This is a genomic window from Methylobacterium gnaphalii, from assembly GCF_007992215.1.
Lineage (GTDB): Bacteria > Pseudomonadota > Alphaproteobacteria > Rhizobiales > Beijerinckiaceae > Methylobacterium > Methylobacterium gnaphalii.
In genome coordinates this window covers 26,069-52,828 of the sequence record NZ_BJZV01000015.1, presented here as the reverse complement: position 1 = coordinate 52,828, position 26,760 = coordinate 26,069, and the positions used below count along the sequence as shown (strand labels likewise).

Annotated in this window: 28 protein-coding genes; 14 read left to right on the top strand and 14 right to left on the bottom strand. The window is 67.7% G+C overall.

Going from position 1 to position 26,760, the window contains the following annotated elements; all coding sequences use genetic code 11:
- Positions 1-7 precede the first annotated feature (7 nt).
- From MGN01_RS14225 to MGN01_RS14205, 5 genes are all read left to right on the top strand, one after another.
- Entirely contained in the window at positions 8-868 is an 861-nt protein-coding gene (locus MGN01_RS14225; RefSeq protein WP_147047390.1) for a phosphoribulokinase, read from the top strand.
- A gap of 131 nt (positions 869-999) precedes the next feature.
- On the top strand, positions 1,000-1,683 hold the full coding sequence (gene rpe / locus MGN01_RS14220; protein WP_147047388.1) for a ribulose-phosphate 3-epimerase: 684 nt from the start codon (positions 1,000-1,002) through the stop codon (positions 1,681-1,683).
- Positions 1,677-2,441: an HAD-IA family hydrolase gene (locus tag MGN01_RS14215; protein ID WP_147047386.1), complete on the top strand. Its 765-nt coding sequence runs from the start codon at positions 1,677-1,679 to the stop codon at positions 2,439-2,441. Before rpe ends, MGN01_RS14215 begins: the two co-directional genes overlap by 7 nt.
- A gap of 307 nt (positions 2,442-2,748) precedes the next feature.
- The gene (locus MGN01_RS14210; protein WP_147047385.1) at positions 2,749-3,858 is read left to right on the top strand and encodes an OpgC family protein; all 1,110 of its coding nucleotides are present in this window, start codon (positions 2,749-2,751) and stop codon (positions 3,856-3,858) included.
- Positions 3,807-4,727: an SGNH/GDSL hydrolase family protein gene (locus MGN01_RS14205; protein WP_147047383.1), complete on the top strand. Its 921-nt coding sequence runs from the start codon at positions 3,807-3,809 to the stop codon at positions 4,725-4,727. The genes MGN01_RS14210 and MGN01_RS14205 overlap by 52 nt, the downstream gene beginning before the upstream one ends.
- Before the next feature lie 78 nt (positions 4,728-4,805).
- Here the strand turns inward: MGN01_RS14205 and radA are convergent, their stop codons facing one another.
- The 3 genes from radA to MGN01_RS24145 all read right to left on the bottom strand — a co-directional run bounded on the left by radA (position 4,806) and on the right by MGN01_RS24145 (position 8,088).
- Positions 4,806-6,245, bottom strand: a complete 1,440-nt coding sequence (gene radA / locus MGN01_RS14200) for a DNA repair protein RadA (RefSeq protein WP_147047381.1) — start codon at positions 6,243-6,245, stop codon at positions 4,806-4,808.
- Between the two features lie 186 nt (positions 6,246-6,431).
- Positions 6,432-7,589: an alanine racemase gene (gene alr, locus MGN01_RS14195; RefSeq protein WP_147047379.1), complete on the bottom strand. Its 1,158-nt coding sequence runs from the start codon at positions 7,587-7,589 to the stop codon at positions 6,432-6,434.
- Positions 7,590-7,725: 136 nt separating this feature from the next.
- The gene (locus MGN01_RS24145) at positions 7,726-8,088 is read right to left on the bottom strand and encodes a hypothetical protein (protein ID WP_238258092.1); all 363 of its coding nucleotides are present in this window, start codon (positions 8,086-8,088) and stop codon (positions 7,726-7,728) included.
- 93 nt (positions 8,089-8,181) lie between these two features.
- Here MGN01_RS24145 and MGN01_RS14185 point away from each other — a divergent pair, with 93 nt between their 5' ends.
- The gene (locus tag MGN01_RS14185) at positions 8,182-9,135 is read left to right on the top strand and encodes a LysR family transcriptional regulator (protein WP_147047377.1); all 954 of its coding nucleotides are present in this window, start codon (positions 8,182-8,184) and stop codon (positions 9,133-9,135) included.
- A gap of 628 nt (positions 9,136-9,763) precedes the next feature.
- Here MGN01_RS14185 and MGN01_RS14180 read toward each other — a convergent pair.
- The gene (locus tag MGN01_RS14180) at positions 9,764-10,288 is read right to left on the bottom strand and encodes a DUF2243 domain-containing protein (RefSeq protein ID WP_147047375.1); all 525 of its coding nucleotides are present in this window, start codon (positions 10,286-10,288) and stop codon (positions 9,764-9,766) included.
- Positions 10,289-10,319: 31 nt separating this feature from the next.
- Complete coding sequence (locus tag MGN01_RS14175) at positions 10,320-11,219, bottom strand: MBL fold metallo-hydrolase (protein WP_147047373.1); 900 nt, start codon at positions 11,217-11,219, stop codon at positions 10,320-10,322.
- Between the two features lie 245 nt (positions 11,220-11,464).
- Between MGN01_RS14175 and MGN01_RS14170 the strand changes: the two genes are divergently transcribed.
- Positions 11,465-12,583 (top strand): metallophosphoesterase, encoded by a 1,119-nt coding sequence (locus tag MGN01_RS14170; RefSeq protein WP_210246078.1) that lies wholly within the window; start codon positions 11,465-11,467, stop codon positions 12,581-12,583.
- A gap of 75 nt (positions 12,584-12,658) precedes the next feature.
- Here MGN01_RS14170 and MGN01_RS14165 read toward each other — a convergent pair whose 3' ends face one another.
- The 8 genes from MGN01_RS14165 to nthA form a co-directional block, all read right to left on the bottom strand.
- Positions 12,659-14,146, bottom strand: a complete 1,488-nt coding sequence (locus tag MGN01_RS14165) for a replicative DNA helicase (protein ID WP_147047370.1) — start codon at positions 14,144-14,146, stop codon at positions 12,659-12,661.
- 233 nt (positions 14,147-14,379) lie between these two features.
- Positions 14,380-14,952, bottom strand: coding sequence for a 50S ribosomal protein L9 (gene rplI, locus MGN01_RS14160; protein WP_147047368.1), 573 nt, complete (start codon positions 14,950-14,952; stop codon positions 14,380-14,382).
- 29 nt (positions 14,953-14,981) lie between these two features.
- Positions 14,982-16,010 carry a DUF2232 domain-containing protein gene (locus MGN01_RS14155; RefSeq protein ID WP_147047366.1) on the bottom strand — a complete coding sequence of 343 codons (1,029 nt, stop codon included), beginning with the start codon at positions 16,008-16,010 and terminating at the stop codon, positions 14,982-14,984.
- Positions 16,011-16,154: 144 nt separating this feature from the next.
- Positions 16,155-16,418: a 30S ribosomal protein S18 gene (rpsR, locus tag MGN01_RS14150; RefSeq protein WP_147047364.1), complete on the bottom strand. Its 264-nt coding sequence runs from the start codon at positions 16,416-16,418 to the stop codon at positions 16,155-16,157.
- A 2-nt stretch (positions 16,419-16,420) separates the two neighbouring features.
- Entirely contained in the window at positions 16,421-16,855 is a 435-nt protein-coding gene (rpsF, locus tag MGN01_RS14145; RefSeq protein ID WP_147047362.1) for a 30S ribosomal protein S6, read from the bottom strand.
- A gap of 930 nt (positions 16,856-17,785) precedes the next feature.
- Positions 17,786-18,124, bottom strand: a complete 339-nt coding sequence (locus MGN01_RS14140) for a nitrile hydratase accessory protein (RefSeq protein ID WP_147047360.1) — start codon at positions 18,122-18,124, stop codon at positions 17,786-17,788.
- Complete coding sequence (nthB, locus tag MGN01_RS14135) at positions 18,121-18,783, bottom strand: nitrile hydratase subunit beta (RefSeq protein WP_147047359.1); 663 nt, start codon at positions 18,781-18,783, stop codon at positions 18,121-18,123. The genes MGN01_RS14140 and nthB overlap by 4 nt, the downstream gene beginning before the upstream one ends.
- Complete coding sequence (gene nthA, locus MGN01_RS14130) at positions 18,780-19,445, bottom strand: nitrile hydratase subunit alpha (RefSeq protein WP_147047574.1); 666 nt, start codon at positions 19,443-19,445, stop codon at positions 18,780-18,782. Before nthA ends, nthB begins: the two co-directional genes overlap by 4 nt.
- Positions 19,446-19,652: 207 nt before the next feature.
- Between nthA and MGN01_RS14125 the strand changes: the two genes are divergently transcribed.
- From MGN01_RS14125 to MGN01_RS14095, 7 genes are all read left to right on the top strand, one after another.
- Positions 19,653-20,417 carry a pyridoxine 5'-phosphate synthase gene (locus MGN01_RS14125; protein WP_174804593.1) on the top strand — a complete coding sequence of 255 codons (765 nt, stop codon included), beginning with the start codon at positions 19,653-19,655 and terminating at the stop codon, positions 20,415-20,417.
- Positions 20,418-20,880: 463 nt separating this feature from the next.
- Positions 20,881-21,294 carry a holo-ACP synthase gene (gene acpS, locus MGN01_RS14120; RefSeq protein WP_147047572.1) on the top strand — a complete coding sequence of 138 codons (414 nt, stop codon included), beginning with the start codon at positions 20,881-20,883 and terminating at the stop codon, positions 21,292-21,294.
- Between the two features lie 122 nt (positions 21,295-21,416).
- Positions 21,417-22,223 (top strand): signal peptidase I, encoded by an 807-nt coding sequence (lepB, locus tag MGN01_RS14115; RefSeq protein WP_147047357.1) that lies wholly within the window; start codon positions 21,417-21,419, stop codon positions 22,221-22,223.
- A 1-nt stretch (position 22,224) separates the two neighbouring features.
- Positions 22,225-23,007, top strand: coding sequence for a ribonuclease III (gene rnc / locus MGN01_RS14110; protein ID WP_147047355.1), 783 nt, complete (start codon positions 22,225-22,227; stop codon positions 23,005-23,007).
- The gene (era, locus tag MGN01_RS14105) at positions 23,004-23,948 is read left to right on the top strand and encodes a GTPase Era (protein ID WP_147047353.1); all 945 of its coding nucleotides are present in this window, start codon (positions 23,004-23,006) and stop codon (positions 23,946-23,948) included. Before rnc ends, era begins: the two co-directional genes overlap by 4 nt.
- 312 nt (positions 23,949-24,260) lie before the next feature.
- Complete coding sequence (locus MGN01_RS14100; protein WP_147047351.1) at positions 24,261-25,217, top strand: class I SAM-dependent methyltransferase; 957 nt, start codon at positions 24,261-24,263, stop codon at positions 25,215-25,217.
- Positions 25,214-25,951 (top strand): pseudouridine synthase, encoded by a 738-nt coding sequence (locus MGN01_RS14095; RefSeq protein WP_147047349.1) that lies wholly within the window; start codon positions 25,214-25,216, stop codon positions 25,949-25,951. Before MGN01_RS14100 ends, MGN01_RS14095 begins: the two co-directional genes overlap by 4 nt.
- Positions 25,952-25,960: 9 nt before the next feature.
- Here the strand turns inward: MGN01_RS14095 and MGN01_RS14090 are convergent, their stop codons facing one another.
- A complete protein-coding gene (locus MGN01_RS14090; RefSeq protein ID WP_147047347.1) occupies positions 25,961-26,737 on the bottom strand; it encodes a creatininase family protein in 777 nt (258 codons plus the stop codon).
- Positions 26,738-26,760: the final 23 nt, after the last annotated feature.

Here is a 26,760-nt window from a genome sequence, read left to right as displayed (position 1 = left end):
CAGCATCATGTCGGCGCGTCATCCCATCATCTCGGTCACGGGCTCCTCGGGTGCCGGCACGACCTCCGTGCGCAACACCTTCGAGCAGATCTTTCGACGCGAGGACGTGAGTGCGGTCTATATCGAGGGCGACGGCTTCCATGCCTTCGACCGCGATACGATGCGCGCGAAAATGGCGGAGGAGCCGAACCTCAGCCATTTCGCTCCGCGCGCCAACCTGCTGCCGGAACTCGAAGAGACTTTCCGCCGCTACAGCGAATCCGGCGAGGGCCGCACGCGCGCCTACGCCCATGACGAGGCAGACGCGGCCCGGCTCGGCGTGCCGATCGGCACGTTTACCGAGTGGCAGGAGTTCTCTCCGGGCTCGGACCTGCTGTTCTACGAGGGCCTGCACGGCTGCGTCGTCGACAACACCATCGATCTCGCTCGCTACCCGGACCTGAAGATCGGCGTCGTGCCGGTGATCAACCTCGAATGGATCCAGAAGCTGCACCGGGATCGCTCGATCCGCGGCTACTCCACCGAGGCCGTCACCGACGTGATCCTGCGCCGGATGCCGGATTACGTGCAGACGATCTGCCCGCAATTTTCCTGGACGGACATCAATTTCCAGCGGGTCCCGACGGTCGACACCTCGAACCCGTTCATCGCCCGCTGGATTCCGACCGCCGATGAATCGCTCGTGGTGATCCGCTTCCGCGATCCGCACGGGATCGACTTCTCGTATCTCGTCTCGATGATCCACGACTCGTTCATGAGCCGGGCGAACTCCATCGTGATCCCCGGCTCCAAGCTCGACATCGCCATGCAGCTCATCCTGACGCCCATGATCATGCAGCTTGTCGAGCGCAAGCGCCGGCTGGGGTGAACAATCCCTCGTTTCGGAATACATGCCCGGACGAAAGACCACTACATCGGCGGCAACCCCCGCCTTAGTTTCCCATGGTCCGCATCAACGGGCCGGGCCGCGCGCCGTATGCGTTCCCCGTCGAGGACATCATGACCATCATCGCCCCCTCCATTCTGTCGGCCGACTTCTCCCGGCTCGGTGAGGAGGTTCGCGCCGTCGACGAGGCCGGCGGCGACTGGATCCATCTCGACGTGATGGACGGGCATTTCGTCCCCAACATCACCTTCGGGCCCGCGCTGGTGAAGGCGCTGCGCCCGCACAGCCGGAAGCACTTCGATGTGCACCTCATGATCGCGCCGGCCGATCCCTATCTCGCCGCCTTCGCCGATGCGGGCGCCGACACGATCTCCGTGCATGTCGAGGCGGGACCGCACATCCACCGCTCGCTGCAGACCATCCGCGCGCTCGGCAAGCGTGCCGGCATCGCGCTGAACCCCGGCACACCGGCCACGATGGTCGAGCCGCTGCTCGACATGGTCGACCTCGTCGTCTGCATGACGGTCAATCCCGGTTTCGGCGGCCAGAGCTTCCTGCCGTCGGCGCTGGAGACGGTCTCACGCGTCCGCGCGATGGTTGCCGGGCGTCCGATCGACATCGAGGTCGATGGCGGCATTACCCCGGCGACCGTCGGCGACGCCGCGCGAGCCGGCGCCAACGTCTTCGTCGCCGGCTCGGGCGTCTTCAGCGGCGGGCCGGAGGCCTATGCCAGTAACGTCTCCGCCATCCGCGAGGGCGCGAACATGGCCACCGGCCGAGACGGCCTGCGATGCTGAAGGCCCTGATCTTCGACGTCGACGGCACGCTGGCTGAGACCGAGGACCTGCACAGGCAGGCCTTCAACCGTGCCTTCGATCAGCTCGGCCTGTCCTGGCACTGGAGCCCGGAGCAGTATGCCGAGCTGCTGAAGGTCATGGGCGGCAAGGAGCGATTGCTGCATTATATTGCGCAGACGCATCCCGATAACGAGCAGGCGCTCGCCGCGCGCATGCCTGAGATCCACGATCTGAAGACGCAAATCTACGGTGAGTTGATCGAGACCGGCCATCTCAAACTCCGGCCCGGCGTTGCCCGGATCATCGCGGAGGCGCGGGCCGCCGGCGTCCGGCTCGGCGTCGCGACAACGACGACGCGGCTGAATCTCGACCGGCTCGTGGCAATCAATTTTCCGGACGGCGACAAACCCTTCGATGTCATCGCCGCGGGGGACGAGGCAGCCAATAAGAAGCCGGCGCCCGACATCTTCGACATCGCGGTGGAACGGCTCGGGATCGATCCGGCGGACGGCATCGCCTTCGAGGACTCGGCGGCTGGCATCCGCTCGGCGCTCGATGCGGGCCTGTCGGTGCTCGCAACCCGCAGCCGATATACGCGGAGCCATCGCCTCGACGGCGCCTTCTCGGCAGTGTCGGATCTTGGTGAGCCCGGACGGCCGCACCAGCATCTTTCAGGCGTGACCTGGCCCGATGGCGTCGTGACGCTGGCCGGGCTTCAGAGCTGGCACGCAGCTCGCCAAATTGGCGCCGATGCGTGAGCAGATCCCGAAAAACAAACAGCGCGCCCGAAGCGGACGCGCTGGCTGAGGTAGTCCGTGGTCTCTGGAACGGACGTTGCCTATCTAGCAGGCATGTATGCAAAATACAGTCACTTTTGCGCAACGGTACATCTTAACATGTGACAGCATGACCGGGTGTCCGATCTCCCGGCAAGCGGCCGGCGCCCCTGGTTCCGCTTTCCAGAACGGCACGGGCGCCTTATCAGGGCGCGCCCTCGTCGCGTGACGTCTGCCTACGCTCGCCAATGGGCGTGTCAATCCAACCCTCGCCGGAGACGGGAGCCCGATGCGTGGACCGAACGCGATCGATTTCTGGCGCGGCTTCGCCCTCATCACGATCTTCATCAACCATATCCCCGGCAACACCTTCGAGCGCTGGACCTACTCGCAATACGGGATCTCGGACGCAGCCGAGCTGTTCGTGTTCCTGGCCGGCTGGTCGATCGGGCTGGCGACGCGCGACCGCGATGGGCGGCCTGAGCCTGCCCTGACCTCGGTCGTCCGACTGCTATCGCGCACCGTCGAAGTCTACCGCGCGCAGGTCATCATCATGGTCCTGGCGCTCGCGATGATCGCGGGCACGGCCCTGCTGCTCGACAACCCGCTGATCCTCGAGTGGCACAATGCCGGCGGCTTCTTCGCCGACCCGATCCAGTCCCTGTGCGGGCTGGTGCTGCTGACCTACCAGCTCGGCTTTTTCAACATCCTGCCGCTCTACGTCGTCCTGATCGCGGTGGCGCCGGTCTTCGTGCTGCTGTCGCGGATCAGCCGGGCCGGCGCGCTGGCTTTGTCCTTCTGCATCTATGCAACGAGCCTCGTCTTCGAGTGGGACTTTCCCTCCTGGCCCGGCGACGGCGACTGGTTCTTCAACCCGTTCTGCTGGCAACTCCTGCTCGTGCTCGGGTTCACCCTGCAGAACTGGAGCCGTGACGAGCCGCGCTTCCGAGCATGGTGTCGACGGTTGCTGCTGCCGGGCGTCGCGATCGTCATCGTCGGAGTCGTGCTCTCGGTATTCGAACTGCGGCCCGATCCACTGATGGTTCCCGAGCCACGTCTTATCTTCACCTTCGACAAGACCTACCTTTCGCCCGCTCGCCTGATCCACTTCTGTGGAGTCCTGCTGGCCTTTCAGCTCGTCTACGATTGGATCGCGCCGAAAGCCGGCTGGCTCACAGGTTTCCTGGCTGGATTGGGTCGAAACTCTCTCGCGGTCTTCTCGATGGGATCGCTCATAAGCCTCGCGGCGCAATTCGTGAGGTTTCAGTATGGCGGTGGTATAGTCGTAGATATTTCGGTCGTAGGCTTCGGCCTGTTTGCTCTGGGTTTCACCGCATGGTTCGTCGAATGGCGTTCCCGCCGGCCAAAGAAGGCGGCCGACGCACCTGCAGCCTCGTAGGCGCCGCAGCCCTCGGCCTGTGCCTCACGGTTTCTGCCGTCTCCGCGCTCGCGGAAGGCGTCGCGACCGTGGTCTCGCCGCCGCATCCGCCAGCCTCCGCGCCTGGCTCGGCGCCGAAGGAGGGGGTCGACCTCAGCCTTTCGCCGGAATGCCGCGTGCCGGGCTCCAAGCTCTACACGCTCGCCAGACTGAGCTCTGTGAAGCACGCCCTCAAGGAGCAACGCCCAGTGCACGTGCTCTCGGTGGGCTCGTCCTCTTCGGGGCTCGGCGCCTCGACATCCTATCCCGTGCGACTCGAGAACGCCCTCGAGCGCTCGCTGCCAAACGTCGATGTCCAGATCGAGTCGCGTGCCCTCTCGGGCGAGGTGGCCAGCGGAGCCGGCGAGCGCCTGCGCACCATCGTTGCCGAGGTCGAGCCGGACCTCGTGGTCTGGCAGGTCGGCACCAACGATGCGCTGGCGCGGGTCGATGCCACTGCTTTCGCCGACGCGCTCAAGGACACGGTGGAGTGGATCAAGTCGCACCATATCGACGTGGTGCTGATCGACCCGCTCTTTACCCAGAGCGTCGCCGACGACGAATCGTATAACGAGCTCGTGCACAAGGTGCAGGACGTGGCCGTGGCCCAGGGCGTTCCGCTGGTCCGGCGCTACGAGGCGATGCGCTTCCTCTCGGCCAGTTCCGACAAGGGCAGCGAGACGCATATGCTCGGCCGCCATTTCCGGCTGAACGATCTCGGCCTGCGTTGCATGGCCGAGCACGTCACCCGCGCCATCACCCTGTCGCTGCTGCAGCCCGATCTAGCCGCGACTCCGACGGCCGGGTCGCAGGCAAAGAAGGCCGAGCCCGAGAAGCCGGCCGGTCCGTAGGCAGCGGCCTCGTTTTCCTATCGCTCTGTCCGATCGTGCGCATTTTCCCTCTCCCTCCACACGGGGAAAGGGGAGCCGTCACACGTCCTCATCGTCACTCGGCCAGTCACGTGCGGCCCGGCGCCGTCCGCCGCCGCGCGGCGCGCCCGAGGCAATGCCGGCGACGAGATCGGCGATGTGGCGCAGAGCCTCCGTTTGCATCGCGCGCTCGCCGACCTCGCTGCGGGCCTGCGGCATGACGGCCTTCGAGAAGCCGAGTTTCTCCGCCTCTTTCAGGCGCGCCACCGCCTGCGAAACCGGTCGTACCGCGCCGGAGAGGCCGAGCTCACCGAAATACACCGTCTCCGCCGGCAGGGGCGCGCCGGACATAGAGGAAACGAGAGCCGCTGCGACCGCGAGATCGGCGGCGGGTTCGGTGATGCGGAGGCCGCCCGCGACGTTGAGATAGACGTCGTGCGCGCCGAGCCGGATGCCGCCATGGGCCTCCAGCACGGCGAGCACCATCGAGAGCCGGTTCGGGTCCCAGCCCACGACCGCGCGGCGCGGCATGCCGAGCGACGAGGGTGCCACCAGCGCCTGGATCTCGACGAGCAGCGGGCGCGTGCCCTCCATCCCGGCGAAGACCGCGGTGCCCGGCGCGGCGTGGTCGCGGCCGGCGAGGAACAGGGCCGAGGGGTTCGGCACCTCGGCGAGCCCGCCATCGGTCATCTCGAAGACACCGATCTCGTCGGTTGGGCCGAAGCGGTTTTTGACGGCGCGCAAGATCCGGAAGTGATGGCCCTGGTCGCCCTCGAACGACGCCACGGCATCGACCATGTGCTCGACGACGCGCGGGCCCGCGATCTGGCCATCCTTGGTGACGTGGCCAACGAGGATCACGGCCGTGCCTGTTGTCTTGGCGAAGCGGATCAGGGCCTGGGCAGAGGACCGCACCTGGGTCACTGTGCCGGGCGCCGATTCGACCGTCTCGGTCCACATGGTCTGGATCGAGTCGATGATGGCGAGAGCTGGCGGACGGCCCTGCGAGAGCGTCTCGACGATGTCCTCGACATTGGTCTCGGCCGCGAGCTCGACGTTCCGGTCGGCGAGGCCGAGGCGCTCGGCGCGCAGGCGCACCTGCCCGACCGCCTCCTCGCCCGAGATGTAGACGACGCGCTCCTTGCGCCAGGCCATGGCGGCGCCCGCCTGCATCAGCAGAGTCGACTTGCCGATGCCGGGATCACCGCCGATGAGGATCACCGAGCCGCGCACGAAGCCGCCGCCGGTGACACGGTCGAGTTCGGCGATGCCGGAGGGCGTGCGCGGCGCCTCCTTGGCCTCGCCGGTCAGGCCCTCCAGCGGGAACACGCGGCCTCGCGCTCGCGACGGCCGCGTCGCGACGGGGCCGGATGCCGGGCCCGCCGTGCCGGTCTCCTCGACGATCGTGTTCCAGCCGTTGCAGGCCTCGCAGCGTCCGCGCCAGCGATTATAGACCGCCCCACAGGACTGGCAGACGAAGGTCTGGTGAATTTTGGCCATGGGCTCGGGATGTATGGTGTCGGCGGGCGCCCCTTCCAATCCCACACTCATCCCGGGGCGTGAGCCGCAGCCGAGCCTCGAAGGAGGGCCTCAGGGATCGCTGCGGCGCCTGGAACTCTCCTGCGAGGCCGCCGCTTCGCGTCAGCACCTCAGGAAGGGGATGGTGGGTTGGAGGAGCGCAATCAGTCAGCCGCCAGTATAGCTGCGAACATAACGGGAACCTAGCCCCGTCAGAATCTCGTAACCGATCGTCCCGGCCGCTTGGCCAACCGCGTCGATGTCGAGCCCATCGCCGATCAAGGTCGCCATCGTGCCGCGGCGGGCACCTGGCACGTTCGTAACGTCGAGGATGATCAGGTCCATCGAGATCAGGCCGAGGATGGGGCAGGCCACACCCTCGACCAAGGCTCGGCCGGCATTGCTCGCCGAGCGGGGATAGCCGTCAGCGTAGCCGATGGAGAGCGTCGCCAGGCGGCGGGGGGAGGGGGCCTGCCAGCGGGCGTTATATCCGGCCGTGTCGCCGGCCTCGACGTCGCGGATCTGGAGGATCGGCGAATCGAGCCGCACCACCGGACGCATGGGATTCTCCGTGCGGTACGGCGTCGGGTTGCCGCCGTAGAGCGCGTAGCCGGGACGGAGCAGGTCGTGCCGGGCCGCAGCACCGAGAAAAACCCCGGACGAATTGGCGAGCGAAGCCGGGATGCCCGGTAGAGCCTGGCGGAGAGCGGCGAAGGCCTCGATCTGGCGGGCATTGACCGGCTCGTCCGGCTTCTCGGCACTGACGAGATGGCTCATCAGCAGGCGGATGCCGGCGCGGGCGAGAAGCGGATCGCCCGCGAGCGCCAGGGCCTCCGGCACGCGCAGACCGAGCCTGTTCATGCCGGTATCGACATGGAGCGCCGCCGGCCACTGGCCCTCGGATAGGGCAGCCCATTCGGCCAACTCCTCGTGCGAACCGAGGACCGGTATCAGCCGATGCTCGGCAAAGGCTGGAGCGCTGCCGGGCGCGAGGCCGTTCAGGATGTAGATGTCAGACTCGGGCAGGCAGGCGCGTGCCGCGATGCCCTCTTCGAGATGTGCGACGAAGAAGCTGCCGCAGCCCGCCCGCGCCAGGGCCGGCGCGACGACGGCGAGGCCGCACCCATAGGCGTCGGCCTTCACGACTGCGGAGCATTCGGCGCCCGGCGCCTCGGCCGCGAGCCGGCGCCAATTTGCGACGATCGCGTCGAGATCGATGGTGAGACATGCGCCGTGCGCGACGGCGGGGCTTTGGGACGGGATCGCTAAACTCCCCGCAGGTAAAGGCGTCGCCCCGGAGGTATCGCCGTTGCTGTGCGATGTCATCCGTGAGCCGGATGGCTCCCGGCAGGCGATTTCACCCATCCCCCCATCGCGAGGCTTCGCTGCAGATTTCAGGAAGAAGGGATGAATGGAATTGGGCGCAGAAGCGGACGGAGGGGTGCCTCCGCCCGCCTCTTCGTTATTCGGCCGGCGCCGAAGTCCAGCGGACGGCCGCTGCCGTCCTGGCGCCGCCCTGGCTGCGCACGTCTCCAGCATTGGTTGCGAGGCCAAGGGTTTCGAGCGTCAGGGCACCGACGCTACCGGCGTTGTGGAAGGCGGCATCGGACTGCTCGGCCGGTGTCTTGATCCACTGGGCGACACCGGCAGTGGCGAAGCCACCCTGGCGACCGACCTGCATGGCGTTGACCGCGATGCCGCGGGTCTCGAAGGTCATCGCGCCGACAGTCTTGGCGCCGGCAGTCTCGTCGGCCAGGGCCGGGGTCGCGAGCGCGGCGAGACCGAGGGCGATAGCGGTGGTGGTGCGAGTGATACGGTTGGACATGATGTGATCCTCAACGTGCCGGCGGGCCAACCGCCGTTTCGTGAGCACAATCTGTTTGCACCGCACCAATTAATCAAACAGATTGCGTGCATAATGAGTATCGATCACATTCATTTAGCTAGTCTCGATCTGAATCTGCTCGTGGCACTCGACGCCCTGCTCACGGAGCGCAGCGTAACGCGCGCCGCAGCGCGGGTGGGGATTGGCCAATCGGCGATGAGCCACGCTCTCGGCCGGCTGCGCACTGTCTTTCGCGATGAGATCCTGACCCGGGCGCCGGAGGGCATGCGGCCGACGCCGCGCTCATTGGCGCTGGTCCAACCCGTGCGGGCTGCCCTGGCGCAGATCGAGGCGATCGTCGCGCCGCCTCAGGCCTTCGACCCGGCAACCGCCGACGTCACCTTCACGCTCGGCATCCCGGACTCGACCGAGGTGCTGCTGATGCCGCAACTCGTGGCGCATCTGCAGGCCGTGGCACCAGGGGTGAAGCTGCTGCTCCATACCGTCGACCGGCTGCGTATCCTGGACGACCTCGATACTGGCCGCGTCGATCTCGGAATCGGCGTGTTCGAGCAGGGTCAGACGCACCACAAGAGGCGCGTGCTCTACCGGGAGAACTATCTCTGCGTGTTCAACGCCGATCTCGTCGGCGTCACGCCGCCGATCTCGCTCGAGGACTACGTCCGGCTGCCGCACCTGCTCACCAGCCTCGTCGAGACGTCCCATGGCGTGGTGGACGACGCGCTCGCCAAGATCGGCCGTACGCGCGTGATCGCGATGACCTCGCCGCGCTTTACCGTGATGCCCTTCGTGCTGCAGCAGGCGCCCGTCATTGCCACGATGCTCTCACAGCTCGCACGCTTCTTCGGAGAGTCGATGGGCCTCACCGTCAGCCCGGCGCCCATCGCACTGCCTGACATGGCCATCTCGATGATCTGGCACGCCTCGAACGACGAGGTGCCGGCGCAACGATGGCTGCGGGAGACGATCATGCGACTGCAGCGGGAGGATCGCCGACCGCTGCCCGGTGCCGACGTTACGCTGTGACCGCCACGAAATCCGGGGACCGTGTAGGCATTCGGAATACCGCGAGGCAGGCAACGACGCTGAGATCGGTGAGATCGAAGGCGGTCACTTCGAGTGTGCGGTATGCCTCTGGTCGCGCTGAACCGCGTGAAGGCCGGCTCGGCAATCGTCGTCGCCTGAGGGCGGCCACTCCCGCAGAAAAAAGGGCCGCCCGTTGAGGGGCGGCCCGAAGTCCTTGGGAGGAAACGCAGCCTGAAGGGGCTGCAGGAACCGCGACGCCATCGCGATCCCGTCGCGACCGAATTTGGGCGACCTGCGCCGTTCTTCAAGCGCCGGAGCTTCGCTTTTGGCGCATAAGTACGCCTAGTCTATCTGTGAGGTGCGCAACCGCACCATAGCTCGATGGTGGAGCACATTTAGCGGGATGATCGGGCGGCATCCGCCGTCGCGCGAAGTATGGTGCAGGAGTCGGCCGATTACCTCGGACCGCAGCGTATCTGCAGGAGATCCTCCAGTGTCGGGCGGAGATCGAGCAGCCAGTGCCGCCAAGCTGGCGCCGTCGCCAGGATCAGCCCCGCGAACAGAGCCAGATAGGGCAAGGCCCGCCGGACTGGGCCGGCGCCAGCACTCGGTTCTGGCTGACGAGGTATCATCCGGAGGCCGGTCGGTGCGACAGGGCCTGCCCCGTGCGCAGTAGCCACCATCCGATCAGCACCATGGCGAGGCCCCAGGCCAGGAAACCGGCATCCCAATAAATCCAGTGCTGTCGCTCGGCCTGCTCGTTGACGTGGTGTACGCCGAGCCAGGCGTGATCGACGAGTCCCTCGACCAAGTTGAAGCTGCCCCAACCGACGAGAAGGCTGCCGATGAGGCTCCTGTTCGACCAAAACAGGTGACGGCGATGCGCGTGCCGCCAGAGGACGAACAGGCCGAGCACCACGAATACGTAGGTGGTGCTGTGGAAGATGCCGTCCCACAGCGTGTTGAGTTCGAGGTTTTCGAGAGAGGTAATGGGGTACCAGGAACTCAGCATATGGTGCCATTGCAGCACCTGATGGAGCACGATGCCGTCGAAGAAGCCGCCGAGTCCGAGCCCGAACAGGATGCCGGCCCCGACCGGAAAGCTCGCACGATCCGGTTCCCGTCGCGTCACTGCCGTTGCAGCTGAGGGCATTCTCAACGTCCCATTGCAGCGAGAGCGGGGCTCACGGGGCGCGATAGGCGGAGCCATCCTCCGCGCGCGCCGGGGCAGCGACGTAGCGGCCCTGCTCGGGCACCGCGATCCGCTCGAAATCCTGGGCCAGCGCATCGAGCCCGCGTCTCAGTTCCGGCCCCGACAGTGGCCGCCCATGCCCTGTGATCGCGCGTTCCGGCTTCAACGCTGCGAGCCGCCGCACCGACTCCGCCGCCGCCGGCCAGTCGATCGTCAGGTAGAGCGGCGGCCCATGCAACTCGGGAGCCTGAGTGGCGACCGCATAGGCGGATTCCTGCGCCGTCGTCACGAAGGCATCACCGACGACGAGCGAGCCGTCGGCCTCCCGCCAGAACGAGACATGTCCGGTCGAATGGCCCGGGGTATGGATCCAGCGCCAGCCGTCGAGATGAGGCACGCTGCCATCCTCGGGTAGGGTGTGCAGGCGCGCCGAGACGTCGACCGGATTGGTCGGATAGAGCGGCGAGATGCGCGCCATCAGGCCGCCGCCGACGCTGGGGTCCGGAGTCGGATAAGCGGCGCTGCCGTCGAGATAGGGGCGCTCCAGGGCGTGGGCGTAGACGGGCGCATCCCATTCCTGCGCGAGATCCTCCAGCACGCCGACATGGTCGAAATGGCCGTGGGTCAGCAGGATCGCGGCTGGCCGCGCGCCGGCACCGAAGCGGGTCTGCGCGGTCTCGCGAATGGTCTTTTTCGAGCCCGGAACGCCGGCATCCACGAGGACCCAGCCGCGATCCCCGGCATTCGGCGGGCCAATGAACACCACGTTGACCAGGAGCAGCCGGCGATAGGCGAGATCGGCTGCGACTTCGTGGGTGCCGTCGTCGCGGGCGGCATCGCTGCTCGGGTCGTCGGCACGGGCGCGAGGATCGACCGGGATCTGTTGGGCCATGGCGCTTCCGAAGTTTGGCGCGAGCGCGGAACGGGCGTCTCCGGCACGGGGAAGGCCGCTCGAATCGCTTTGTTCCCAGGCTGTGGCCACGGGCCATGAAAGGTCGCCCGTCGCGAAGGGCAGCTGGGGCCGACGAGCGATGCTCGGCGCTGGATGACGCCACGTATTGCGTGGAGCGCAACTGGCAACGGCGCGATGCCACGCTTAGCTAAGCCGGGCAGCCCGGCATGCGGAGGAGACCGGCCATCTTTCACCTGATCCTCGCGGCCCCGAGCCTGGTCGTTATCCTGCGTTGGCTCTGGCCGCTGTCGCTGCCGCTCTGGGGCAGCGCTGGCATCGCTGGGATCATGCTCTTCGTGTCGCAGTACCATGTCTGGAGCCGGCTCTCGTCCGGCTCGGTCTTCGCACCCGAATTCCCGCGATTCATCGTCATCCTGTTCAACTGGGCCTTTGGCGCGATCGTGCTGCTGGCCCTGCTACAGCTGATGCTCGATGTCGGTGCCCTGGCGGCGACATTGGTTCGGCAGGGTCCCGTCCACATCCCGAACGGCCTACGCTGCGCCGCCGGGGGGCTGGTCGCGCTGCTTGCCGCCTACGGCGTCGCGGGCGCCCTGCGCGTGCCGCCCCTCAACGACGTCGAGGTCGCGATCCGCGACCTTCCGCCGGAATTCGAGGGCTACCGGCTGCTGCACCTCACGGACCTGCACATCAGCCGGCTGTTTCCGGCGCGCTGGGCGAGGGCCATGGTGCAGCGGGCGAACGACTCCGGCGTGGACCTGATCGTGGTGACGGGCGACTTCATCGACGGCTCGCTCGACATGCGCCGCGCCGATGTCGAGCCTCTGCACGATCTCCAGGCACCGGACGGCGTCTACGCGATCCCCGGCAACCACGAGTATTTCTTCGACTACGCCGGCTGGATGCGCCACCTCGGCGGCATGGGCATCCGCATGCTCGAGAACGCGCACGCGGTGCTCCGGCGGGGCGACGCCCAGATCGTGCTGGCCGGCGTCACGGATCGGTCCGCGCTCGGGCACGGGCAGCCCGGCCCGAGCCTTGGTGCGGCCCTGGCCGGCGCGCCGGACGGCGCACCCATCCTCCTGCTCGACCATCAACCGGGCGGAGCGCCAAAGGCCGCCCTGCGCGGCGTCTCGCTCCAACTCTCCGGTCACACCCATGGCGGCATGAGCGTAGGGCTCGACCGCCTCGTGGCGAACGGCAATGGCGGGTTCGTGTCCGGGCGCTACGCGGTCGGCGGGATGACGCTCTACGTCAGCAACGGCACGGCGCTGTGGCCGGGCTTTGCGCTGCGGTTCGGGCGGCCCTCGGAGATGACGCGGATTACGTTGCGCAGAGCGGGCTGAGGCGTGATCGACGCCGAAAACCCATCCCCTCAGGACGAGGGAGTGGGTGCGAGGAAGAGGCGCCGCGGGTGACGGCTACATCCGTTCCGGCATCCGCTCATCGCTCGCCAGGTTCGAGAACCGGGTGATGTTCGCGTCGAAGGCCAGCTCCACCGTGCCGGTCGGGCCGTGGCGCTGCTTGCCCAGGATGACCTCGGCCTTGCCGTGGACGCGGTTCATCTCCGCCTCCCAGGCGAAGAACTCCTCAGTGCCCTCGCGGGGCTTCTTGTTGTTCACGTAGTACTCTTCGCGGAACACGAACATCACCACGTCGGCGTCCTGCTCGATCGAGCCGGATTCGCGCAGGTCCGAGAGCTGCGGGCGCTTGTCGTCGCGGTTCTCGACCTGACGGGAGAGCTGCGAGAGGGCGATGATCGGAACCGAGAGCTCCTTGGCCAGCGCCTTCATGCCGGTGGTGATCTCGGTCATCTCCTGCACGCGGTTGTCGCTGCGCTTGCCGGAGCCGGCCAGGAGCTGGAGGTAGTCGACGATCAGCACGTCGAGCCCCTTCTGGCGCTTCAGGCGGCGGGCGCGGGCGGCAAGCTGCGCGATCGAGATGCCGCCGGACTGGTCGATGTAGAACGGGATCGTCTGCATGTCCCGGGCGGCGTCGGTGATCTTGTAGAAGTCTTCCGGACGGATGTCGCCGCGGCGGATCTTGTAGGAAGGCACACCGGATTGCTCGGCGATGATACGGGTCGCGAGCTGCTCGGCCGACATTTCGAGCGAGAAGAACCCGACGATGCCCCCGTTCTTGGTCTTGATCGTGCCGTCGGCCTGCTTCTCGCCCTGATAGGCCTTGGCGATGTTGAAGCCGATATTGGTGACGAGCGAGGTCTTGCCCATGGCCGGGCGGCCGGCGAGGATGATCAAGTCGGAGGGCTGCAGGCCACCCATCTTGGCGTCGAGATCCGACAGGCCGGTGGCGATGCCCGAGAGCTTGCCCTCGCGCTGGTAGGCCTTGGCCGCCATGTCGACGGCGGCGGTGAGCGCGTCGGAAAACTTCTGGAAGCCGCCGTCGTATCTGCCGGCTTCCGCCAGCTCGTAGAGCCTGCGTTCGGTCTCCTCGATCTGGTCGCGCGGGGCCGATTCGACCGGGGCCTCGTAGGCGCCGTTGACGAGGTCCTCGCCGATGGTGATCAGCCGGCGCCGGATGGCGAGATCGTAGATGGTGCGGCCGTAATCGGCCGCGTTGTACACGGTGGTCGCCTCGGCCGCGAGCCGGGCGAGATAGGCCATCACCGTGATGCCGCCGAGATCGGCGTCGCCGAGATAGGTCTTCAGGGTGATCGGCGTGGCGAGCTTGCCGGACTTGATCAGCGAGGCGGCGGTCTCGAAGATCCGGCGATGCACCTCCTCCATGAAGTGCTCGGGCAGCAGGAAATCCGAGACGCGGTAATAGGCATCGTTGTTCACGAGCATTGCGCCGAGCAGCGCCTGCTCCGCATCGATGTTGTGGGGCGCGACGCGATACTCGGTCTGGACCGTTTCCAGCTTCGCCACGAGGGCGTTCGGCAGGGCCATGGCAGTCGCTCCTCAAGCGATGGCCCCGCACGGGCCCATCATCCTTCCACCATGCCTCGACAGGGTGAACCGAACCTTAGCCGCGCATGGACCGCGTGGCTGCAACGCCCGCGACACAGAACGCGAACGCCCGCGATTCCCTGGCAGGAATGCGGGCGCCCATGGTCGAACAAACTGCGAACGAGTCAACAGCGGGCAGGCATGCTCCCCGCTGTCCCCATGCTCCGGGCGGCTCAGCCGCGGTCGTCAGCGCCTTCGCCGGCATCGGCCAGCGCCTGACCGACTTCGAGGCCGAGGTCGTCGAGGTTGAAGGTCTCGCGCTCGGTCACGGACTCACCGCGGGCCTGGCGCTCGGCCTCTTCCGGCGAACGGGCGACGTTGACGGTCACGGTGACCTCGACCTCGGGGTGCAGCGTCACCGGCACATTGTGCAGGCCGAGCGTCTTGATCGGCTGATGCAGCACGAACTGCTCGCGGCCGACGCTGAAGCCTTCCTTGGTCACCACCTCGGCGAGGTCGCGGGTCGAGACCGAACCGTAGAGCACGCCGGACTCGCCCGACTGGCGGATCAGCACGAAGCTCTGGCCGTCGAGCTTCTCGGAGACGGCCTCGGCTTCCTTGCGACGGTCGAGGTTGCGGGCCTCGAGCTGGGCGCGCTGGGCCTCGAAGTGCTTCTTGTTGGCCTCGGTGGCGCGCAGGGCCTTGCCGCGGGCGAGGAGGAAGTTGCGGGCGTAGCCAGGGCGCACGCTCACGGTCTCGCCCATCTGGCCGAGCTTGGCGACGCGTTCGAGGAGGATGACGTCCATGATGTAGATCCTTGTTTGGGTCTTGGTTTTCAGTGAGGGCGGGGGCCGCCGGGATGCCCCGTGGCGGGCACGCGCCGGGCGAGCGCGGTATCGGCGATGCCGAACAGGGTCAGGGCGACGAAGGCGAGGCCCTGGGTAATGAAGAGAACCATGTAGAGGCCGAAGAGGAGCGCGCCGCGGGCGGGCCGGCCGCGGCTGCGGTCGTGGAAGGCGGCGAGGCCCTGCAGGGCGAAGGCTGCGCTCAGCGCGCCGATCAGCGCGACGCCGAGAACGCCCGCATAGCCCGGCACCATGGCAAGGGCGAAGGCCGCCGCCAGCACGATCAGGGCGTTGCGCGGCATCTGGGTCGAGGGGATGTCGGGCCAGGGCCGGATCAGGCGCCCGGAGATCTTCACGATGCGCGCGGCGAGCCAGAGATAGAGCGCGAGCAGGATCGTCAGGCCCTGCGCGGCGAGGCCGGGGGCGACGGTGGCGAGGGCATCGGAGACCTCCTCCTGCATATCCTGCGGCTTGGCGTCCGGCGAGGGTTCCTGGGCCGGGGCAGGGGTCTCGCCGGAGGATTGCGGGGTCTGCTTGGCCGGCGGCGTCGGCAGGCCGCGCCCCTGCATCTGCGTTTGGACGACCCGCTTGGCCATGGAGCCGATCTGGCTGCGGAAGGTCTCGTAGTTCGGCGCGGCGATCACCGCGATGGCGACGAAGGCGAGCGCCGCGGTTCCGGCGACCCAGGCGAGCAGGCGGCCGACCGGGTACCATTCGAGGCTGCCGTCGGCATTCGGCCGGCCGAGCAGCGCGAGATAGCCGAGCCACCAGGCCGGAACGGCGAGATAGGCGGCGAAGCCGATGCCGAGGAACGGGGAGAAGGCGAGGGCGAGCGCGAGGCTGCCGGCCGCGACGGCGGCGAGCCCGGCCTTGTGGCTCCAGCCCAACCCGACGATGAGAATCGGCAGCGGGGCGAGCAGATAGAGGATGATGGCGAGGGGCGTCGCCTTGATCAGCATCCCGAAGAGGAGCGCCGAGACGAGGCCGGCGAGCACGCCGATGCCGAGATTCTGTACCATTGACCTTGCGCTGTCCCGCTGTCCCGAGGAGGGCAGGGTTAGAGGCGTCCCATGATGCCCCAGCGATGGGACGAGTGCCCGACCGGGCCTCATCCGCGACGGAGAGCCGGCCCAGCGATGCCGGGCCGGCAGAGTCTCAAGACACTACTTGATGACGTAGGGGAGCAGGCCGAGGAAGCGCGAGCGCTTGATCGCCTGGGCGAGCTCACGCTGCTTCTTGGCCGAGACCGCGGTGATGCGGCTGGGAACGATCTTGCCGCGCTCCGAGACGTAGCGAGAGAGCAGCTTCACGTCCTTGTAGTCGATCTTCGGCGCGTTGGGGCCGGAGAACGGGCAGGTCTTGCGACGACGAAAGAAGGGACGACGGCCACCGCCGCCACCGGCTCCTGCGCTTGCACCGAAAGCCATGATCAGTTCTCCCCGCCGAAGCTACGGTCACCACGATCGCCGCCGAAACCGCCGAAATCGTCGTCACGACGACGCGGACGGTCGCCGCGGTCGCGATCCTTGCGGTCGTCGCGGTCGCGCTTCTGCATCATGGCCGACGGCTCGGCCTCGAGCTGCTCGACGCGGATGGTCATGAAGCGCAGCACGTCCTCGGAGATCTGCATCTGGCGCTCCATCTCGGCCACGGCGGCCGGGGGGGCGGAGATGTTGAGGAGCGTGAAATGTGCCTTGCGGTTCTTCTTGATCCGGTAGGCGAGGGACTTGATGCCCCAGGGCTCGATCTTCTCGATCGTGCCGCCATTGGCTTCGATGACGCCCTTGTAGGTCTCGACCATGGTCTCGACCTGCTGGGCCGTCACGTCCTGGCGCGCCAGGAAGACGTGTTCGTAGAGAGGCATTCTCGGGCCTTTCATCACAAAAAGGAGCCCGACCGCGTCGATAGCGGGTGTCTCGGGCCGGTTCGTCTCGCTGTTCTCTCGGCGCCAAGCCCTTCGAGCCGTTTGATGGCCCGAGCGGAGTGTCGAAGGCGGGAACACCGGACGACGGGTTTTCGAAGAGAGGAACCCTATGCCGCGAACGGCACCGCCCGTTCAGCCCCCGGCCGGAGCGAACGCGAAGCGCGGCGTGTAGACGGGTTTGTGGGGGATGGCAAGGCGGGGCGAGCGCTGCGGATTCGCATTGAGCGAGGAGATTTGTCTGTCCCGGCATTGGTTCGCGAAGCCATCACCCCGGCAGACCTATTGACAAAGTTCCTATTTTATGATCTTAAACCCGAACTCGCTTCCCGCCTGTCGGGGGAGCGCCGCGGGGTCGAGGGCGGTGCTTTGGGAGGCGGGGCGATGCCCGCGTCGGTGGTCTCACCCATCGCCGCCCCGGGCGGGAAGGGTCGACGCAAGGTCTGCCCGGGCTGTGGCGGGGTTCGGCGAGGAAATGCGCCGGGCTTTGGCCGACCCTGCCTGGGCGACACCGAGATGCTGTCGGCGTCGTCCACTACGGGGCGGCGCGCACGGAAGGAGGTAGCCACGCAACGGTCCGGGGATGGGGGGATTCTCGTGAGAGGGCCCGGCACCCGGATGGGTTGAGCGACAGGTCGAAGCCACCCGACGACATCGTGACGTCAAATCGGTCCGCGAGGTTGCGAGGACAGCCTCATGAGACCGCGGGACGCCGGGGAACCGTTGTTTTCCTCGCGCGCAGCATATGAGTGGTTCCGCGGCGTCCCGCGTCACCCCTTCTATCGGATCCCCCCGGAGCGCGACGCTCGCGGGGATGAAGGCTCAGGCGGGCGTGGCGTGGTTGCCGCCCGATCCGTGCAACCCGATGACGCCCTAGAGGTGGTCGGCGGGTCCCGGACCGTTCTCCAGCAGGATCGGCTGGCCGTGCGGCGTTGCCTCGGCCGCGCGCAGGAAGGCGTCGCGGCGCCCGTCGATGGCGGCGCGGTCGGCGATGCGGTGGCGGTCGAGAATCACTTCCAGGGCGGCGAGCCAATGGGCGTAGTCGGCCGGCGCCTCCGGGGCCGCCGTGGGGCGGATGGCGGCGCCCAAAACCTCTGCCCATTCGGCCGTGCCGACGATGCCCGCATCCTGAAGCGCGACCACGATGGCGAAGACCTGCGCCTCCCAGGGCTCGGCGAAGGGGCGGGGGGCGTCGCAGGACGTCGCGCTCACCGGCTCGGCTCCAGATAGCTCTCGAAAGCCGCGATCGTCACGCGGCCACCCGGATCGGCGCTCTCGCCCCAGAGATCCTCGGCCGCGAAAGCCGCCGTGTAGAGCCACTGCGGAGGGGCGTCGCGGCCCTCGGCGGCCGCCTCCGGGAACACGAAGGCGCCGTGCACGCGCTCGATGATCCCGGGCCGCCCACGGACGAAGCGCGGCAGCCGGGTATGCCCGAGGGGATGGCGATTGCGGGCGATGATCCGGTCGCCGACAGCGAAGCGCGCCGGGGCGGCGGGCGGGCGGTCACTCGGGAAGCCGCGATCGAAGAGCGGCGCGACCTCGTCGCCCTGCAGCACGCGGGCGACCGGGCCCGGGGGTACCCGGCTCGTGCCGGACCGCATCTCCTCGGGGCTGGCGAGGCCGTGCTCGGCAAGCTGGGTCTCGAGCGCTCTCAGCCAGATCTCGTAATAGCTCGAGGACAGGTACTCGACGGGCGGCAGCGACTCCCGCGCGGCGCGGCTGGCATCCAGTGTCCAGGTCTTGGTGAAGCCCATCGCCATGGCGAGTGCGAAGACCCGCCGCTCCCACTCGGCGTGGAAGACCGGCTCGTTGGCTTCCGCCTCAACGGGGCCGAAGCCGTGCGCTCCGCCGAGATCCTGCGCGCCGTTCACGCCGCGTCCCCCGGCGACAGCGGCAGGCCGGTGCCGATCATCGAATCTCGCGTGACCAGGGCGGCCAGGGCCGCCTCGTCGAGGCCGTCGGTGCCCGCGGGTCGCATCGGCAGGACCATGAAGCGCGTCTCGGCGGTGGAATCCCAGACGGTGATGCGGGTGGTGTCCGGCAAGCGCAGGCCGAAATCGGCGAGCACCCCGCGCGGGTCGAGCACGGCGCGGGCGCGGTAGGCCGGCGCCTTGTACCAGACCGGCGGCAGCCCGAGCACCGGCCAGGGATAGCAGGAGCACAGGGTGCAGACGACGAGGTTGTGCGTCTCCGGCGTGTTCTCGACCACCACCATGTGCTCGCCGCCGCGCCCGCCGATGCCAAGCTCGGCGATGGCCGGCGTGCCGTCCGCCAGGAGTCGGGCGCGGAAGCTCGGGTCGACCCAGGCGCGAGCGACGACACGGGCACCGTTATGGGGGCCGACCTGGTGCTCATAGCGCTCGATCAGCGCGTCCAACGCGGCCGGCTGGACATAGCCCTTCTCGATCAGCAGCGATTCCAGGGCGCGGACGCGGGCCTCGATCGGCGACAGCGTGCTGCCGTGATCGTGGTCGTGGCCGTCGTGATCGTGATCGTGACCCACTATGCTGTCCTGATCAGGCTCGGCCGGCATCGACGCGGCCATGCTCGCATACCAGCGACGGGCCGCACTGTCAGGCGGCCGCTGAGGTTCGGTCCCGATGATAGGTCGCGAGCATGGTATCGCGGTGCGAGCCATGCGGATCAGGTCTCACGAGCCCTCCGTTGCCAGCGCGCGATTCCCGGTCCATTTCGGCGGCGGCTGTCATGGACGGCCGTCGATTGCCGGCAGAGGTGTCCCGTGTCCGCGTCTCCGTCCACTTCGCCGAAGCCGCTGCGGCTCGGCGTCAACATCGATCACGTCGCGACCGTGCGCAACGCGCGCGGCGGAGCCTATCCGGATCCGGTTCGGGCAGCCCGCGAGGCCGTGGCGGCCGGCGCCGATGGGATCACCGCGCATCTGCGCGAGGATCGGCGCCATATCCGCGACGCTGACATCACCGCGCTGAGGGACCTGCCGGTCCCGCTGAACCTGGAGATGGCGGCAACCGACGAGATGGTCGCCATCGCGCTCGCCAACCGCCCGCACGCCGCCTGTCTCGTTCCCGAGAAGCGCGAGGAGCGCACGACCGAGGGCGGCCTCGATATCATCGGTGGCCGCGCGCATCTCGCGCCGCGCATCGCCACGCTGGGGCAGGCTGGGATCCGCGTCTCCCTCTTCGTCGAGCCGGACGAGGCCGTGATGGAGGCCGCCCTCGCGCTCGGCGCGCCCGTCGTCGAACTGCATACCGGCAGCTATTGCGAGGCCCATATTGCCGGTGACGAGGCACGGCTCCGGATGGAGTTCGAGCGGATCGCTAGGGCCGCACGTTACGGCATGACCCTCGGCCTCGAGGTCCATGCCGGCCACGGGCTGACGCTGGACAGCGTCGGTCCGGTTGCTGGTCTGGCGGAACTGCGGGAGCTGAACATCGGCCATGCCCTGATCGCCGAGGCCATCTTCGTCGGGTTGCAGCGAGCCGTTCGTGACATGCGCGCGGCGATGGATCGAGCCCGCCCGCACTGAACGGCCCAGCTGGCGACGCCAGCAAGGGGAGGCGAAGCAAAAAAGCCGTGGTCATTGGCGGGGTGGCGGCGGCCGCGTGCTGGACGCGGTCGAGCCGTACGGTAGGATGCAGCTGCCGGTCTCGAATGAACGCTGGCCTGCCGCGCTCGTCGGTACCGATCATTCCCCAGTGGCGATCGGCGAGCGCGGTAGTTAGGGCCGAAAAAAGCCCCGCAAGCGCGAGGCTGTGGGGCCTGAGGTGCCGGCTCGGAGCGATCGGGAATGCTCTCCGCCGGCTCCGCTTTTTAGCACGTGCCTGATCCGAGACTGTTGCCCTCCTGGCTCAGCGGATCACCTTAAGCTGACGGTTCATCGACATGCCCTGCTTCCCTCGGTCTCGTCGAACTCGACGGCGGGTGTGGGTTGGGCCATGGACGGTACCGTTTCCGCGGTGATCGCCACCGCTCCGGCAGAGGCGCCTCCCATGATCCTCGGCATCGGCTCGGATCTCTGCGACATCCGGCGCATACAGTCCTCCCTTGATCGCTTCGGAGATCGCTTCACCCAGCGCGTCTTCACCGACGGTGAGCGGGCCAAATGCGATGCGCGTGCTGCTCGCGCGCCGAGCTATGCGCGCCGGTTCGCTGCAAAGGAGGCCTGCGCCAAGGCGCTCGGCACCGGTATGAGCCACGGCGTCTTCTGGCGCGACATGGAGGTCGTGAACCTCCCGGGCGGCAAGCCGACTCTCCGCCTCACCGGCGGCGCGAGCGAGCGGTTGAGCGAGATGATGCCCGAGGGCTACGAGCCGCGGGTCCACATCTCGTTGACCGACGATCCGCCCCTCGCACAAGCCTTTGTGATCATCGAAGCGGTGCCCTCCGGCACACCGCGTCCGTAGCTGGCACGACCCTGCGTTGCCGGGGGGCTCGGCTTGGTCTAGACCGCCGCACACCGCCGCCACAGCGCCGGCCGCAGGCGCGGCCGTTGCGGAGACCGGCCGGGAGCCTCAGAACCAACGACATGGAACAGGCGCGCGTGGATCACGACACGAAGCAGCAGGCGCGGGTGTCCGAACCCGAAGCCGGAACCTGGACGAGCATCCGCGAAACGCTGAAGGTCGGCATTCAGGCTCTGCTCATTGCCCTCGTCGTGCGCACCTTGCTGTTCCAGCCGTTCAACATCCCCTCGGGCTCGCTGGTGCCGACACTGCTGATCGGCGACTATCTGTTCGTATCGAAATACTCCTACGGCTACTCGAAATACTCGCTGCCGCTCTCCGAGTACCTGCCCGGCGAGTACCATGCCCGCGTCTGGGGCGCCGAGCCGAAGCGCGGCGACATCGCCGTCTTCAAGCTGCCGAAGGACAACTCCACCGACTACATCAAGCGCGTCATCGGCCTGCCCGGCGACAAGATCCAGGTGATCGCGGGCGTGCTCAACATCAACGGTAAGCCGGTCAAGCGCGAGCAGATCGCCGATTACGAAACCACCGACGCCTTCGGCCAGCCGACCAAGGTGCCGCAATACATGGAGACGCTTCCGGGCGGTGTGGAGCACCGCGTGGTCGAGCGTGATGGCGACCACGGTTTCTGGGACAATACCGAGCTGTACACGGTACCGGCCGGCCATTTCTTCATGATGGGCGACAATCGCGACAACTCCACCGACTCGCGCGATCTGTCGAGCGTCGGCTACGTGCCTTTCGAGAACTTCGTCGGCCGCGCCGAGATGATCTTCTTCTCGATCGACGAGGGTACGCCGGCCTGGCAGGTTTGGCGCTGGCCGGCAGACGTTCGCTGGAAGCGCATCTTCTCCGCGATTCATTGATGTGACCGCCGAGACCAAACCCACGGCGAGCGGAGACGGGCGGGCGTCGAGCCGTTCCAGACGTGCGCACCGCCCGAAACCTGCAATCGATGTCCTCGAAGCCGCAATCGGCCACCGCTTCGCCGATCGCGATCTGCTGCCGCGGGCGCTGACCCATGTGAGCAAGGCCGGCGGCGACCGCGTCGGCAGCTACCAGCGCCTCGAATTCCTGGGTGACCGGGTCCTCGGCCTTTCCGTGGCCGAACTGCTCTACGAGGCCTTCCCGCAGGCCGACGAGGGCGAGCTGTCGCGCCGGCTCGCCGGCCTCGTGCGCCGCGAAACCTGCGCCTCCGTCGCGGAGGCCTGGGAGGTCGGCCCGCATCTCAATCTTGGCCCAGGCGAGATCCAGGGCGGCGGCCGTCGCAACCAGACCATCCTGGCCGATGTGTGCGAGGCGATCCTTGGCGCGGTCTTTCTCGACGCAGGCTACGCTCCGGCCAAGGCGATCGTGCAGGCTGCGTTCCGGCCCGAGCAGGACACTGCGGCGCCGCGCGGGCGCGACGCGAAGTCAGCCCTGCAGGAATGGGCCATGGCGCGAAGCCTGCCGATTCCGGTCTATGAGGTTGCAGAGCGCTCCGGCCCGGACCACGCTCCGGTCTTCACCATCGCCGTGCGGGTGTCGGGCATCGAGCCGGGCTTCGGACGCGGCGGCTCGAAACGGCTCGCGGAACAAGAGGCGGCCCAGAGCATCCTCGATCGCGAGGGCATTGGCGCCTCGGACGCCGCGCAGGACGGACAGGAATGACGGCAAACGACGACCATGAGCCCGACGCGCCGGCGCTGGTCCCGATGGACACCCGCGCTGGCTTCGTCGCCCTCATCGGCGTGCCAAATGCCGGCAAGTCGACGCTGGTCAACGCCATCGTCGGCGCCAAAGTCACGATCGTCTCACGCAAGGTGCAGACGACGCGGACACTGGTGCGCGGCATCTCCATGGAGGGCAGCGCTCAGCTCATCCTGGTCGACACCCCCGGTATCTTCGCGCCCAAGCGGCGTCTCGACCGCGCAATGGTGCACTCGGCCTGGAGTGGCGCGGCCGATGCCGATGCGCTCTGCCTGCTGATCGACGCGCGGAAGGGCATCGACGAGGAGGTCGAGGCGATCCTGGCACGTCTGCCTGAGGTGAAGAGGCCGAAGCTGCTCGTTCTCAACAAGATCGATCTGATCGCCCGCGAGAAGCTGCTCGAACTGGCCCAGGCCGTGAACGCGAAGGCGCCCTTCGAGGACACCTTCATGATCTCGGCGCTCAAGGGCGACGGCGTCTCGGACCTGCGCAGGGCGCTCGCCGCCAGGATGCCGCCGAGCCCGTGGCTGTACCCGGAGGACCAGGTCTCCGACGCGCCGCTCCGCATGCTCGCTGCCGAGATCACGCGGGAAAAGATCTACGACCGTCTGCACGAGGAGCTGCCCTACCGCTCCACCGTCGAGACCGATCAGTGGCAGATCAAGACCGATGGGTCTGTGCGTATTGAGCAGACGATCTTCGTCGAGCGCGAGAGCCAGCGCTCGATCGTCCTCGGCAAGGACGGCCAGACGATCAAGGCAATCGGGCAGGCAGCACGGCGAGAGATCGCCGAGGTGGCCGAAACCAAGGTCCACCTCTTCCTGCACGTAAAGGTGCGTGAGAACTGGGCTGACGACCCTGCGCGCTACCGCGAGATGGGATTGGAATTCCCCCGAGGCTGACGCCCCTCGGCCGAGAAGGCCGGTTGTGGCGTCGGCGCATGGCTTGTCGTGCCATCGCGACCCGAATGTCGGCCGACCACCGCGATCTCATGCCCGCCATCGCGCATCGGCTATAAGGGGTGGCGTCCGCCCCGATTCTTCCGTGCACAAGGCAGGTTATCCCCGAAGGATCGGGAACCGTGCTGGGAACAGCGCGGATGACGGTGTGTATGGCACGCCGGCAAAGAGCGAGACGCAGCGATGAGTTGAGGCAACCGGGTACGCGCGCACATCAAGGCAACTCCCTTTCGCCAACACCGATCAGCAGACACGATGAACCCGGACCCTTCCACGAAGCACCAGGCGGCCGGCGCCGAGACGGCGCGGCCCGTCCTCTATGGCCTACCGTCGGGCGAGTTGATCGACATTCCCGACAACGCTCTCCAAGTCTCGCCATTGATCCCCGGTTCGGCCCGCCTTGAGGATCATCGTCCCGCCGCGGCGCGGGGGCCCGCGATCGTGCTCGCGCCTCCGGGAACGGCGGAGCGCCGATACGCCCTGGCTCTGGCCCTGCGCGCCCTCGCTCCCGGCGAGACGCTGGTCGCGCTCGCGCCGAAGGACAAGGGCGGCAGCCGGCTGGCCAAGGAACTCGCCGGCTTCGGCTGCGGCGTCTCGGAAGAGGCACGGCGCCACCATCGCATCTGCACGGTCTCGCGGCCCGACTCGCTCGACGGCCTGCACGACGCGATCGAGGAGGGCCGATCGCGTCACATCGACAATATCGGGCTTTGCACGCAACCCGGGATCTTCTCCTGGAACCGGATCGACCCCGGCAGCGACCTGCTGCTCCGGCATCTGCCCAAGTTCTCCGGACAGGGAGCCGATTTCGGCTGCGGCCTCGGCGTGCTGGCGCGCGCCGTGCTGCATTCGGAGACCGTGTCGAGCCTGACGATGATCGACATCGACCGGCGTGCGGTCGAGATGGCGCGCCGCAACGTCGAAGACCCACGCGCCAGCATCGTTTGGGCGGACTTGCGCCAGCGCGAGCCCGCCCTCGCGCGGCTCGACTTCGTGGTGATGAACCCGCCCTTCCACGACGGCGGCGCCGAGGATCAGGCGCTCGGCAAAGCCTTCATCGCCCGCGCAGCCGAGGCGCTGCGGCCCGGCGGCACGCTTTGGATCACGGCCAACGCGCATCTGCCCTATGAAGCGCCCCTGCGCGCTGCCCTCCGCAGCGTGACCCCGATCGCCTCCGAAGGAGGCTACAAGGTCTACGAGGCACGCAAGTGAGCAGCGGCAAGTCGGTTCGCCTCGACAAGCTGCTGGCGAATCTCGGATACGGTTCCCGGCGCGAGATCCAGGGGCTGGCCCGTGCGGGCGCCGTGCTCCTCGATGGCAGGCCGGTCGGAGACGCGGCCGGGCGCATTGCCCTCGAACCCGGCTTGCCGGCGCGGATGTCGATCGACGGCGAGCCCCTGGACCCGCTGCCGGGCCTCGCGCTCCTCCTGCACAAGCCGCTCGGGGTGACCTGTTCGCACAAGGAGGCCGGCCCGCTCGTCTATAGCTTGCTGCCCGAGCGCTGGCGCAGGCGCGACCCCGCGCTCTCCACTGTCGGCCGGCTGGACAAGGAGACCTCCGGCCTGCTGCTTCTCACTGACGACGGCGCGCTCCTCCACCGGATCATCTCGCCCAAGGCGCATGTACCGAAGCGCTATCAGGTGACGCTCGAACGTCCCCTGAAGGGTGACGAGGAGACGATCTTCTCCTCTGGTACGTTGATGCTCGAGGGCGAGGAGCGTCCGTTGCTCCCTGCTCGTCTTGAGGTGCATGACGCCACGCATGCGGCGCTCACGTTGACCGAAGGCCGCTACCATCAGGTCCGGCGGATGTTCGCTGCCATCGGCAACCACGTCGCGGCCCTGCACCGGGACAAGGTCGGAGGCCTCGAACTGCCCCAGGATCTCGAGGCCGGCGGCTATCGGATCATGGGGCAGAGCGAGATCGATGCGGTGTTCGCCGGCTGAAAACGCCGCCTAGAGTTCGAAGCGGGCGACCTCGCTCAGCAACTCCACGAAACGTCGCGCGCCATGGTCGAGGAGCGCCTCGCCGATCTCGGCCGTTCCGAGAGCGGCGTGGCCGATAGCCCCGGAAGCGTGCAGATCCTCGGCCTTCCAGGCGAAGGCCGCGGGGCGTCCGGCGCGCAGCAGCCGGTACTCACGCTCCATCGCGACCGTGCGAGGCTCGAAATTGCCGGCCTGCTCGTGGCGGACGAGGTCTGGCCTCAGCGCGAGCATCAGCGCCGTCTCGATGGCGCCGCCATGGATGCCGTGCCGGATTTCGTCCTCGGGGATCAGCCCGTCCGGATAGCCGAGCCGGTTCCAGGAGGTCGTCACGACGACCATACCCAGACGCCCACGGAGCTCTCCGGCGACGAGATCGATCAGGGCGCTGTTGCCGCCATGCGAGGAGACGATCACGAGCCTGCGGCAGCCCGCCCGGTGCACGCCGGAGCCGATCTCGACCCAGGCGGAGAGCGCCGTTGAGGCGGTGAGCGTCAGTGTTCCGGGAAAGCTGTCGTGCTCATCCGATTTGCCGACCGCTTGAACGGGCAGGGTCAGTATGTCGAGAGCATCCGGCACCAGTGCGGCTGCTCGGGCAAGATAGCCCTCGGCGATGAGCTCATCGGTGCCGAGCGGCAGGTGCGGTCCGTGCTGCTCGATGGCCGCGACCGGCAGGACGGCGACCGCGCTCGCCATATCGCGCGCAGCCACATCTACGGTGCTCAAATCGCGCCAGAGGCGTGCGGGCATGACTTCCTCGTCGAGCACCGCCC